This window comes from Vibrio sp. 1751 (genome assembly GCF_033339895.1).
GTDB classification, from domain to species: Bacteria; Pseudomonadota; Gammaproteobacteria; order Enterobacterales; family Vibrionaceae; genus Vibrio; species Vibrio alginolyticus.
Map to the genome: position 1 here is coordinate 1 of NZ_JAWOVM010000106.1, position 12159 is coordinate 12159.

The 12159-nt window shown below is 44.7% G+C and carries 8 protein-coding genes; 6 read left to right on the top strand and 2 right to left on the bottom strand.

The genetic code is table 11. The annotated features are described in order from the left end of the window. Positions 1-12: 12 nt before the first annotated feature. The 3 genes from R7041_RS20660 (at position 13) to glgC (ending at position 5057) form a co-directional block, all read left to right on the top strand. Positions 13-1317, top strand: a complete 1305-nt coding sequence (locus R7041_RS20660; protein WP_005376376.1) for an inosine/guanosine kinase — start codon at positions 13-15, stop codon at positions 1315-1317. A gap of 236 nt (positions 1318-1553) precedes the next feature. Then, positions 1554-3302: a formate--tetrahydrofolate ligase gene (locus R7041_RS20665; RefSeq protein WP_054730044.1), complete on the top strand. Its 1749-nt coding sequence runs from the start codon at positions 1554-1556 to the stop codon at positions 3300-3302. 537 nt (positions 3303-3839) lie between these two features. Next, positions 3840-5057 (top strand): glucose-1-phosphate adenylyltransferase, encoded by a 1218-nt coding sequence (gene glgC, locus R7041_RS20670; RefSeq protein WP_025767797.1) that lies wholly within the window; start codon positions 3840-3842, stop codon positions 5055-5057. Positions 5058-5154: 97 nt separating this feature from the next. Here glgC and R7041_RS20675 read toward each other — a convergent pair whose 3' ends face one another. Together R7041_RS20675 and R7041_RS20680 are read right to left on the bottom strand one after the other, a co-directional pair. Continuing rightward, positions 5155-8316, bottom strand: coding sequence for a chitinase C-terminal domain-containing protein (locus R7041_RS20675; RefSeq protein ID WP_064369263.1), 3162 nt, complete (start codon positions 8314-8316; stop codon positions 5155-5157). A 277-nt stretch (positions 8317-8593) separates the two neighbouring features. Continuing rightward, positions 8594-9475, bottom strand: coding sequence for an AraC family transcriptional regulator (locus tag R7041_RS20680; RefSeq protein WP_017634187.1), 882 nt, complete (start codon positions 9473-9475; stop codon positions 8594-8596). 206 nt (positions 9476-9681) lie between these two features. Here R7041_RS20680 and R7041_RS20685 point away from each other — a divergent pair, with 206 nt between their 5' ends. From R7041_RS20685 to R7041_RS20695, 3 genes are all read left to right on the top strand, one after another. Further along, positions 9682-10830, top strand: coding sequence for an iron-containing alcohol dehydrogenase (locus tag R7041_RS20685; protein ID WP_064369264.1), 1149 nt, complete (start codon positions 9682-9684; stop codon positions 10828-10830). Positions 10831-11124: 294 nt separating this feature from the next. Further along, on the top strand, positions 11125-11781 hold the full coding sequence (locus R7041_RS20690; RefSeq protein WP_005376394.1) for a lysoplasmalogenase: 657 nt from the start codon (positions 11125-11127) through the stop codon (positions 11779-11781). A 169-nt stretch (positions 11782-11950) separates the two neighbouring features. Then, the coding region (locus tag R7041_RS20695; protein ID WP_318128705.1) for an ATP-binding cassette domain-containing protein at positions 11951-12159 on the top strand (209 nt) is incomplete at its 3' end.

Here is a 12159-nt window from a genome sequence, read left to right on the forward strand (position 1 = left end):
TCAAGAACAAGCATGAAGTTTCCTGGTCAGCGTAAATCTAAACACTACTTCCCAACTCACGCTCGAGATCCATTAGTAAACCAAATCCGACAGGCACCTAAGCTATATCGCCCAACTATTGTTGGTGTCGGTCAAACCATTGTAGATATCGAAGCACGTGTAGATGACGCGTTTTTAGAGAAATACAACCTGAGTAAAGGACATTCGCTCGTTCTTGAAGAAAGCAAAGCAGATGCACTTTACGAAGAACTGGTTGAGCAAGGCCTGATCACGCACCAATACCCAGGTGACACGATTGGCAATACTCTTCACAACTACTCAGTTTTAGCCGATAGCAAATCCGTTTTGCTCGGTGTGATGTCTAAGAACATTCAAGTCGGTTCTTTTGCTTATCGCTACCTTTGCCGTACGTCTTCACGCATGAACCTTAACCATTTACAAACGGTAGATGGCCCTATTGGTCGCTGCTACACCCTAATTTCTCAAGACGGTGAGCGTACATTTGCTATCAACGAAGGTCATATGAATCAACTACTTCCGGAAAGCATTCCTGAAGAGATCTTTGAGAAAGCATCAGCCCTGGTTGTTTCTTCTTACCTAATGCGTGGTAAAGAAGAAGATCCAATGCCTAAAGCGGTACAAAGAGCGATCGACTTTGCTAAGAAGCACGATGTCCCTGTTGTACTTACGTTAGGGACAAAGTACGTTATCGAAGGTAACGCACAGTGGTGGCAAGAATACATTCGCGAAAACATTTCTGTTGTCGCTATGAATGAAGAAGAAGGTGCGGCGCTAACAGGTGAAACAGAGCCGCTAGCAGCTGCTGATAAAGCACTTGAGTGGGTTGATCTCGTACTTTGTACAGCAGGACCAAATGGTCTGTACATGGCTGGTTACACCGATGAGAAAGTAAAACGAGAAACCACACACGACATCCTTGAAAGCTCCCTCGAAGCCTTTAACCAGTACGAGTTTAGTCGTGCGATGCGTAAAGAAGACTGTCAAAACCCAATGAAGGTATACTCTCACATCGGCCCTTACCTTGGTGGACCACTAGAGATTAAGAACACTAACGGTGCAGGTGATGCAGCCCTTTCAGCCTTACTGCATGACATGGCAGCAAACTCTTTCCACCAAAAAGAAGTGCCTAACTCAGAAAAGCACGAAGTACGATGCTTAACCTACTCCTCGCTTTCTCAGATCTGTAAATACGCAAACCGAGTAAGCTATGAAGTGTTGACGCAGCACTCTCCTCGCCTATCGCGAGCGCTTCCTGAACGAGAAGATAGCTTAGAAGAGACTTATTGGGATCGTTAAAACGACAGCTTTAAAGCTAAAAATATATCAAGGTCACCATTTGGTGACCTTTTTGTTTTTGTCTAGCACTGTAACGAGTAGATTTTGTTAGTATGTCGCACAATACGAAGCAGTAAACTCTTTACAAGCCTAACCGAAACAGTACCATCACCAAGCAGACCTTTGCCTCACAATAATACTCGTTATAACTCAGGTAGTTTTTCAACGCTACCTGAGTACCACTTTGGGGATTCTCCATGCAGTCAGATATCGAAATTTGCCGAAAAACACCACTTTCTTCTATTGATGTTATCGCGGAAAAAGTAGGACTATCACCCGAAGAGTATGACACTCACGGGAAGCACAAAGCCAAAGTCCACCCAAAATGTTTGGAACGACTCAAAGCAAATGATGACGGTAAACTTGTACTCGTCACTGCGATCACGCCGACTCCTCTTGGCGAAGGAAAAACCGTTACGACGATAGGCCTGGCGCAAGGTTTAGCAAAGCTTAATCAATCTGTTATTGCATGTATAAGGCAACCTTCGATGGGACCCGTCTTCGGTATTAAAGGTGGCGCAGCGGGCGGCGGTTATTCTCAAGTAGCTCCAATGGAAGAGTTAAACTTACACCTTACTGGTGACATTCACGCAGTGACAGCGGCGCACAACCTTGCTTCAGCCGCTCTTGACGCTCGCTTGTTCCATGAGCAACGCGAGGGTTATGATGCCTTTGAATCACGCACCGGGTTAAGAGCACTTAAAATCGACACGGCAAGTATTACTTGGAAACGAGTGATGGACCATAATGATCGTGCACTACGTAAAGTCAAAATTGGCCTCAATGATGCAGGAAAAACCATCAATGGTTTCGAGCGTGACGAAGGGTTCGATATTTCAGCTGCTTCCGAGTTAATGGCTATAATTGCACTAGCCAAAGATTTAAAAGATTTACGTCAACGTATTGGGAAAATTGTCGTAGCGTACGATTTGAACGGAAACCCCGTCACTACGGAAGATCTACAAGTTGCAGGAGCAATGGCAGTAACACTAAAAGAGGCGATTGCACCAACACTGATGCAAACTCTAGAAGGTGTTCCTACGTTGATCCATGCAGGTCCATTTGCAAACATCGCCCATGGAAATTCATCCATTATCGCGGACGATATTGCGCTAAAACTGTCAGGTTACACGGTAACTGAAGCCGGTTTTGGTTCGGATATGGGATTTGAGAAAGCGTGTAACATTAAAGCTGCTGCCGCCAACAAAGCCCCGGACTGTGTAGTGATCGTAGCAACATTACGCGGCCTCAAAGCGAATTCTGGACACTACGATTTACGCCCAGGTATGGCTATTCCAGATTCCATTTTTAATCCGGACCAAGCAGCATTGGAGGCTGGGTTTGAAAATTTAAAATGGCACATAAATAACGTTCATAAATACGGTTTACCTGCTGTCGTTGCCATTAACCAGTTTCCACAAGATTGTGTGAAAGAGCTTAAAGCTCTTGAAGAGCTGATTCACCAATTTAATCCCGAAGTTAAAGTAGCCATCAGCACCGCTTTTTCGCAAGGCGGACAAGGCGCAACGGAACTAGCTCAACATGTTATTGATGCGTGTACCACGCCTGTAGAGTTTTGTCCGTTATACAACAAAGAGCAATCATTACTCGAAAAGCTCATGGCAGTATGTGAAGCGGGCTATGGAGCAACCAATATAGAAATGACTCCTATCGCGACTGAACAGCTCAAACATTTTGAGCAATTAGGCTTTAACAACTTAGCGGTTTGCATCGCGAAGACACCACTATCGATAACCACAGACTCCGCAGTCAAAGGCGCACCAACTGGTTTTACCGTCCCAATCCGCGAGCTGCGCTTGTGTGCGGGTGCAGGATTCGTTTATGCATTATCTGGTACCGTGATGACGATGCCAGGCTTACCTGATAAACCCGCATTTATGAACTTAGATCTTGATGATGAAGGAAATATCGTCGGTCTCTCTTAGTGCAGTGATAACGTATCGCTATCAGTGAAGTGAGCATATTCATTGAGTGAGTGGTCTACTTACCTATCCACTCACTCTCAACAACTGTGAAAAGAGTTGTCTCAGGCCTTCTACTCTTGAATCGTTGATACAAAGCTCTCCTGCCTTACATCAACGCGCCTGTTTTAGACCTTTAGAGTTAAGACGCTAACCCTAAGCCTTGTTTGGCCATAGTTATTAAGCTAGAAAACCCTATTTATCTTCTTGTTTTGTCGCCACTTTACATTGTAAATCCATACTTGTTGACTTCTCCTTTCTACAATTTTGCGCCAATTTGATGCACGGGTTATTTAGCACTTCACTAATATGGTGCAGTTGTCTTACAGTGAAATTTTAACCTCCTTGATTTTTAAGGAGATATTCTATGGCTCGATTCTTGTAGTAGACTTTTCACTAATAAGCACATTAGCACATGCTTTTCAAAACCTCTGCGTTGCATACCACCTCCTTCAGGTTAGCACCGTTTTGATGCATGTCAGAAAAGGGAAAGGGAATACTATGGAAGACGCACTCGCCGTAATTTTAGCAGGAGGGATGGGGTCTAGACTCAGCCCACTCACCGATGACAGAACCAAGCCAGCCGTACCTTTTGGCGGAAAATATAGAATTATAGATTTCACACTAACCAATTGTTTACATTCGGGTTTACGCAAGATCCTTGTTTTAACCCAATATAAATCTCATTCACTTCAAAAACACTTACGAGACGGCTGGTCGATATTCAATCCAGAGCTAGGCGAGTACATTACTGCTGTTCCACCACAAATGCGCAAAGGTGGTGCATGGTATGAAGGAACCGCCGATGCGATTTATCACAACATGTGGTTGCTATCGCGAAATGATGCAAAGTATGTGGTTGTGTTATCCGGCGATCATATCTATCGAATGGACTACGCCGCAATGCTTGAAGAGCATAAAGAGAAAGGTGCTAAGCTCACCGTTGCCTGTATGGATGTTCCCGTAGAGGATGCTTCAGCATTCGGTGTAATGGGCACTACAGAAAACGGGCTCGTTACTTCGTTTATAGAGAAACCTGAAACCCCACCTACTCTTCCTGGAAGCGCGACCAGAAGCCTTGTTTCTATGGGAATATATATCTTTGATATGGATGTTTTGAAAGAAGCGCTTGAAGAAGACTCAAAACTCGATTCATCAAGCCATGACTTCGGAAAAGACATCATACCTAAGCTAATTGATACCGAATCCGTTTACGCTTATCAATTCTGTGGCAGTAAAGGGCGCGTCGATAAAGATTGCTATTGGCGCGACGTGGGTACCATTGATTCCTTCTATGAAGCGAATATGGATCTACTAGAACCTGTGCCGCCAATGAACCTTTATCAGTCTAATTGGGCGATTCGTACTTACGAGCCGCAGTTTCCACCAGCTCGTACTGTATCGTCGGCCACGGGTAATGAAGGCATTTTTATTAACTCCATCATTGCTACCGGTGTCATCAATTCCGGAGGCTCGGTACAGCACTCCATTATTTCCTCTAATGTACGGATTCAAGATAGTGCAACGGTAGTCGATTCCATCATTTTTGATGACGTAGAAGTCGGTGAAGGAAGTCAGTTGGTCAACTGCATAGTTGATAAACATGTTCGTATTCCGCCACATACTCAAATTGGCATCAACAAACTTGAAGATGCGAAGCGATTTAAAATCTCAGACAAAGGTATTGTCGTCATACCCGAAAGTTACCAATTTGATTAAACGACAAACTATCACAACAAAAAAGCGCACGATAATCATCGTGCGCTTTTGTTTAAGTGCCCGTAAACATTAGGCTATAACAAATAATCCATAATAATTAGATGTTACATACCGTTGACCAGCTACCATCTGTACCCGGTTCAGCCGCTGTCCACCAGTTCGCTTGGTAAACCACACCGTTGTGGATGATCTTATCACCTTGGTTAGCGTGGCTTGGATTACCTGCCCAATCCGTTTGTGGCAGAGCTGGGTATGTCACTAAACCTGTCGTATCACACGTACCTGGTTCAGTGGTACCACCACCCGTGCCCGCATTGAGATCACCAATTGGTAGATCTGGCTGTTCAAACTTAAACGCAAACTCTTTACCACCAGAAATCACTGAGTAGTTAGCCGGACCAGAGATTGGTAGGTAGTAAACCATATCAAGCTCGTAAGTGCCGCCCGCTGGCAAGTCTTTCCATGCTGGTAGAGAGAACGACACACGGTGCATTACGCCATCTAAGCCACCAATGTTGTTTGCACGAGTATGTCCAGAAGCAATGACTTTCAAACCACCACCTGATTGGTCTTTCGCGTTGTCCGGCGCAGATACTGGGATATCGAATTGGAATTCAGTACCGCCAGGGATCGCTTGACCAGTGTTGTTCGTAAACGTGATTTTCGGGTTAATTGGGTAGTTTTGATCGCCAACTTTGAAGCCGCCAACACTAACAGTAATGTCTACTGCTTCAGTTGGTGTTGGACCAGTCGCTACTTTATTACCGTAAGGCGTCGCAGACTTAAACTTGTCGTAGATAGCTTTGGTCATAGTGTTACCCATGTGGTATTCACCATTACCTGCCGCACAAGCTTGTTCAGTGGCATCTACTGCCGTACGATTACCATTTGCATCCAGTACGTAACAGTTGTAATCACCGGCTAGTTCCCAGAACATGATACCGCCGATCTCTTTATCGATAACGTAATCGGCTTTCACCTCGATAGAAGCTTTATCTTCCGTAGATAGGAATACGCTCTTCTCTGCGTTCCACAACCAAGGTGCCACAGCAACGCTATCGTAATGACGGGTATAAGTACCAACAAACTTATCTGAAGGATCGTTGACAGGGTCGAGACCGTAAGCAGCTGCGTAAGAGCCCCAAATACCGTTTTCTAGGTTCTTAGCATGCCACATTGGGTTAGAACCAGCGCCCATTTCGTTTCCTTTAGGGTCGGTATCATGCCACATGTTGTCGATACCAATAGCGCCGTGACCACAGTTGTTCTTCTCACCTTCACCTGTGCCCGGTTGGCACTCTGCTTGGTTTGGTAGTGCCGCTCGGCCCCAAAGGCCATTTTCGCCACCAGTAACACCTTGCCAACCACGGGTGTAGTAAGGAACACCAATGTTGATACGACCTGCTGGCATAGAACCACGGAAGTAATGGTAAGCCCAGTCTGTGTTCAAGTAACCGATACCACCGTATGCAGCAGTGCCGTATACGTTCCACTGCGCTAGCTCCGAGTCTTTACCTGTATCGAATAAAGCCGCGTTGTGACCAACGTGATCATTCCAAGCCCCATGCAAGTCGTAAGACATGATGTTTACGTAGTCTAGGTACTTAGTTACATCGAAGGTTTCCATCCCACGTAGCAAGTAACCTGAAGATGGTGCTGCGATAGTCAGCATATAATGAATACCATCTTGCGCGGATGCCGCATCAAGTTTCTCACGCAATACTTTCATCAGCTCTTGGTAAGACGCCCATAAATACTGACGGCGTGGTTCCATGAAGTCTTTGTCGTAAGGGTTACCAGCACCAGCCATTGACGTCGGGTATTCATAGTCGATATCCAGGCCATCGAACTTGTACTGACGCATCATTTCAACAGCTGAAGTTGCGAACTTCTCAATACCAGCATGATTAATAGAACCGTCCGCATTCGTCGTCATGGTGTAGAAGCCACCATCAGCTACACGATCGCCGTTCGTATCGAAGTGACCGCCCGTTTCAGCCCAACCACCAATCGAGATTAGCGTTTTAACATCATGTTTTTGCTTGTAAGTTGCTAGTGCACCAAAATGACCTTTAAAACCAAGAGCAGGATCTACCTCAACGCCTGGCCAAGTTTTACCTGTAGCAGGGTTGTTTGGATCATTAACGTCGCCAACGTTTACTTTGCCGTCAGAACCAATGCTCACAAACGCGTAGTTAATGTGAGTAAGTTGTTCCCAAGGAATGTCTTTAACAAGGTAAGTCGATTGTGGGTCGTCACCTGCTCGCCAACTGGTGAAGTAGCCGATTACACGACGTGGGTGATCAGCCCCCATTTTCTCACGGCCTTCTTCGTCATAAATAGAACAGTAAGGAACATCTACACCCGTTGTTTGATAAAGACCATCAGGACGACAATTAGATGTCACTGCGCCGCCGTTTACCGTTAACGTTGCAAGTGCAGAATCTGCTGTTGCTCCAGCATCATCGGTTGCTCTCGCATAAACACTTAATGAGCCAGCTTGTGAAGGGGTTACATCCAGCGTGTATGGTGCTGTTGTAGCAGTGCCAGCAAGCACACCTGCAACATAAAAATCAACTTTAGCAACGGTACCATCCGCATCCGTAGCATTTGCAGTCAGTGTGACGGAACCACCCAGGTCAATAGAGTTCGCAGAAAGCACGACATCCACTGTCGGCGCTTCGTTATCAGGTTGCGCTGATGCCACAGTTAACGTCACAACACTTGCCGTACTAACGGCACCTGCATCGTCATAGGCCTTGGTAGAGAACTCGTGCTGTCCTTCAGTTGCTGTCCACGATGCAACATACGGCGCAGACGTTGCCTGACCAACTAATACACCATCAACAAAGAACTCTACTTTGCTAACAGTCCCATCAGTATCTGCCGCATCTGCAGCTAGGTTAACAACATCACCCGCAGTCACAGAAGCCGACGCAGAAGGCGATGTCAGAGTAACCGTCGGGACTTCATTCTGAGGTGGATCAACCGGTCCAGTGCCATCACAAGCGCCAAGTGTTTCCCACTCGCCCCACTCACCAGATTGCGCTGGATTGTTGTTTTGCGTCCAGTAACGCGCTTTATAAGCATTACCTTCATGCTGAACTTGGTCGCCACCGTTATAAACTTTTGATGATTGCCAAGTTTCTAGAGGGGCACAGTCAACTGCTGCGTAGCTATTGAAGGCCATAAGACAAGAAGCGGTGAGTGTGCTTAGTGTGAACACGTTTTTCACTGCGTTGCCGTTTTTAAGGTGCATAATCGCTCTTCCTTAAGTTATTGTTAAAACAATACTAAATGCGCTAAACGAAGCGCATCTATACTTTTATTTCGACGTAAAATAACTTAAGTACAAGTTGGTGATTTCACACTATCTATTTACGAGTTTTCCACACCGCCTCGCAACAATCCACTAAATGATTGCAACAACGTACCTATTATTTGGCACCAGTAACTAATTTTATAACTTAAATAAATATGTCACTCGCAAATTAATAAAAAAGGTAAAAAAAGTCGCCATTTTGAAATAAAGATCACTAAGCCTTTGTTGACCTTGGCGTTTCATTAAAATGCCGCTTGTACTCGCGACTAAACTGTGATGGGCTCGTGTACCCAACCATTCTCGCTGCATCATTAACACGTCGCCCCTCTAACTGGATCAATTCGCGCGCTTTGTTAAGTCGAACTTTCTTAATATATTGCAACGGAGATTCAAGCGTGACATTGCGAAATGCTTGATGGAAAGCAGACACACTCATGTTGGCTTCTTCAGCCAATGCTTGTACGTTCAACTGTTCGTGATACGCTTGATGTACACGATTTAGTGCTTTAGCTACCCTCGCGTAAGAACCTTCTTGATGTGCTAGGTCAAATAAAACATACCCCTCTTTGCTCACCAAAGTACGATACACAATTTCCTCAAGAAGCAGCTCGCCAAGCATGATGACATCAAGCTCGTCACACATTGCTTTCATTAACCGCTTGCACGCATCCAACATACCTTCATTCATACGTACCGACTTAAGGCCGCAACGGGTAGCATCCAGACACTTATTACTGAATTTCTCACCCTCTAATTTTTTAACGAGTTTATGAAGAAGCGTTGGCGAAATATCTATCGAAATGCCAAGTAAAGGCTCATTGTTTGTCGCAAACGCTTCGCACTCTAGTGGCATGGGAACCCCGACAACAAGGTAATCATCGGGCCCATATTGCACTGGTGTATCACCAATATGAATGTTCTTATGCCCTTGACCCAAGACGATGATGCCGGACTGATAGACAAACGGCTGGCGATGATTCCCTTTGCTACTGCGATAAAACCATACGCCATCTATCGCTGTTTTCTTCATACCTTCTAGGTCATGCAGCCCCTGCTTTTCAACATATTGCTGCATGATATCTGCGAGAGTGTGCATTAGAGCGCTCCATCAATGACCAACGAGTTTGGTCTCTATTATCGTTTCGAGCACTATACTTCCTCTCGACTTTAACTTTCTAGCTCAAGAGCATTAATTTTGTAGAAATAGGCAAATTATTTGCAGAAATCGACCTGTTAACCATCGTTAATCAGGACTAATATGCATGTATTCAATCTCCTTCACTCGAAGCAAGAGGGCTAATAATGAACTTTTCTTATGTAAACCCAACCAAGATTTTCTTTGGTCAAAAACAAATCGCAGCAATCAAAGAAGCTATCCCATCCGCCCAAAAAGTTTTAGTGGTATACGGTGGTGGCTCCATCAAAAAAAATGGCGTGTACGACCAAGTAGCAGAAGCTCTTGAGGGACATGAATGGCTAGAGTTTTCAGGTGTTGAACCAAACCCAACCAAAGAAACACTCGATAAAGCAGTCGCAATGGTAAAAGAGCATGGTGTTGATTTTATTCTAGCGGTAGGTGGTGGTTCAGTCATCGATGGTTCCAAATACGTAGCAGCGGCATCAAAGTACGATGGTGATGGTTGGGATATCATGATTGGTAAGCACCAAGTCACTGAAGCGACGCCTCTAGCTGCAATTTTGACATTGCCAGCAACAGGCTCAGAGTCAAACATGGGCGCAGTTATCACTAAAAAAGAAACTCAAGACAAACTTCCGTTCATGTCTCCAGCAGTGCAGCCAAAATTTGCCGTGTTAGACCCAGATGTAATGAAAACACTGCCAGAACGCCAGCTTATCAACGGCATTGTTGACGCATGGGTGCACGTATGTGAGCAATACTTGACGCTTCCTACCGGTGCAATGGTTCAAGATGGTTACGCAGAAACACTGCTGAAAACTTTAAAAACACTCGGAGAACAGTTTGCGGAACGAGACGACGATATGTGGCGCGCAAACTTAATGTGGTCTGCTAACCAAGCATTGAATGGGTTAATTGGTAGTGGCGTTCCACAAGACTGGGCGACACATATGATCGGCCATGAATTAACGGCTCTATGGGGCGTTGATCATGCGCGTTCTCTTGCAATTGTCCAACCATCGTTACTTCGTAACCAAATGCAGTTTAAGCGCCCTAAGTTAGAACAAATGGGTCGCAACGTATTTGGTCTTGAAGCAGGTGAGGATTTAGCAGAGCGCACAATCGAAGCTATCGAAGCGTTTTATCATCAACTTGATGTCGCAACTAAGCTCGAAAAATATGGTGAGAGCCGTGAACAAGCTATCGATGCCATTATTGATCAACTAAACAAACACGGCATGACTGTTTTAGGTGAAAACCAGGCGATCACACTTGAACGTAGCCGAGAAATCTTAGAGTTAGCAGTCTCATAACTGCAACAACTCTTCACTGCCCTTCCTAGGGTTTAACGGTATTGTGACTTAACAGTCACAATACCGTTTTTTTATGCTATTTTGTAAACCACATCACGTTCAAAACGAGGAGGCTTCTAAAAACAACGATTCCCTCCAGACAAAAAATCGGCCGTGTTGGTTAGTAAAGAGACAACTGTCCAGCTTTACACAAATAAAAATAATTGAGATCAAAGAACGAGTTAACTCGTTAATTAAGTTTTGATTTGTTGTAGTGATGTACTACATAATTTTGTCTGTTCGAGAATACACTTTATGTGGCTAGTTGTTGTCGTATTAGCATTCATACATATCATCAGTATCCGTAAAGGCTCTAAATGGCTCTTTTACGTTTCTAAACCATTACCAGTGCTCTGTATGCTTGGTATTTTAATTCAGTCCCCGGCTTACCCAATGCCATATGCGCATTGGATTTTGATTGGCTTATCGCTCTCGTTGCTTGGTGACGTGTTATTAATGCTCCCTAGAGACAAGTTCATTACAGGATTAGTGCTCTTTTGCTCTGCCCATCTCTCCTATAGTTATGGTTTTGCCATCATGTCAGCGTGGCATTTTACACCTTGGCTCCCAATTGCCTTGTTCGGACTGGGTATATGCGTCTACTGGTTGTTCCGACCGGATCTCGGTAAAGAGAAACGGCCAGTTGCCAGTTATATATTGGTACTGATGACTATGTGCTGGGCTTCGATCGAGTATTATTTGAGTGGGAAAACACAATCCTCCTCTTTTGCAGTGCTCGGAAGCTTTATCTTTATTATCTCTGGCATCGTATTGGCTTTCGAACGCTTTGGAGGACGGTCAATATTTTCACGACAAGTTGTCATGGTGACCTACTATTCTGCACAGACACTAATGGTTATGTCTGTTGTTGCGATTGTTGTTCGTTATCCGTATCTCGTTGAACTGAGTTAGTCATACTCTAGACTCTAGACTGCACCAACATTAAAGAAACATGGATGTATCTTGTAAGCGATCTGAATAGAGTCTTAAAATCATCGCCTAAACATTAGCTTATTCTTAATGAAATTACGCGCACAACTTGCTATTGTAAAAGGATATTTTTCCGTTATAGCGTGCCCCTTTGAAAGAGAATACTCCCGTCGTTGAGTTTAGCGACGTAAATAAGTGGTATGGCGATTACCACGCTCTAAAAGACATCAACTTCTCCGTGCATTCTGGCGAGATCGTCGTGGTGTGTGGCCCATCAGGTTCCGGAAAATCAACGCTCATTCGTTGCATCAATCATCTTGAATCGATTCAAGAAGGCCAGCTTCATGTGTTCGACCAGCC

Bases quoted from the DNA above. Each gene is read 5' to 3' on its own strand.
- R7041_RS20660 (WP_005376376.1), top strand. From the start codon at position 13: ATGAAGTTTCCTGGTCAGCGTAAATCTAAACACTACTTCCCAACTCAC.
- R7041_RS20665 (WP_054730044.1), top strand. From the start codon at position 1,554: ATGCAGTCAGATATCGAAATTTGCCGAAAAACACCACTTTCTTCTATT.
- glgC (WP_025767797.1), top strand. From the start codon at position 3,840: ATGGAAGACGCACTCGCCGTAATTTTAGCAGGAGGGATGGGGTCTAGA.
- R7041_RS20675 (WP_064369263.1), bottom strand. From the start codon at position 8,316: ATGCACCTTAAAAACGGCAACGCAGTGAAAAACGTGTTCACACTAAGC.
- R7041_RS20680 (WP_017634187.1), bottom strand. From the start codon at position 9,475: ATGCACACTCTCGCAGATATCATGCAGCAATATGTTGAAAAGCAGGGG.
- R7041_RS20685 (WP_064369264.1), top strand. From the start codon at position 9,682: ATGAACTTTTCTTATGTAAACCCAACCAAGATTTTCTTTGGTCAAAAA.
- R7041_RS20690 (WP_005376394.1), top strand. From the start codon at position 11,125: ATGTGGCTAGTTGTTGTCGTATTAGCATTCATACATATCATCAGTATC.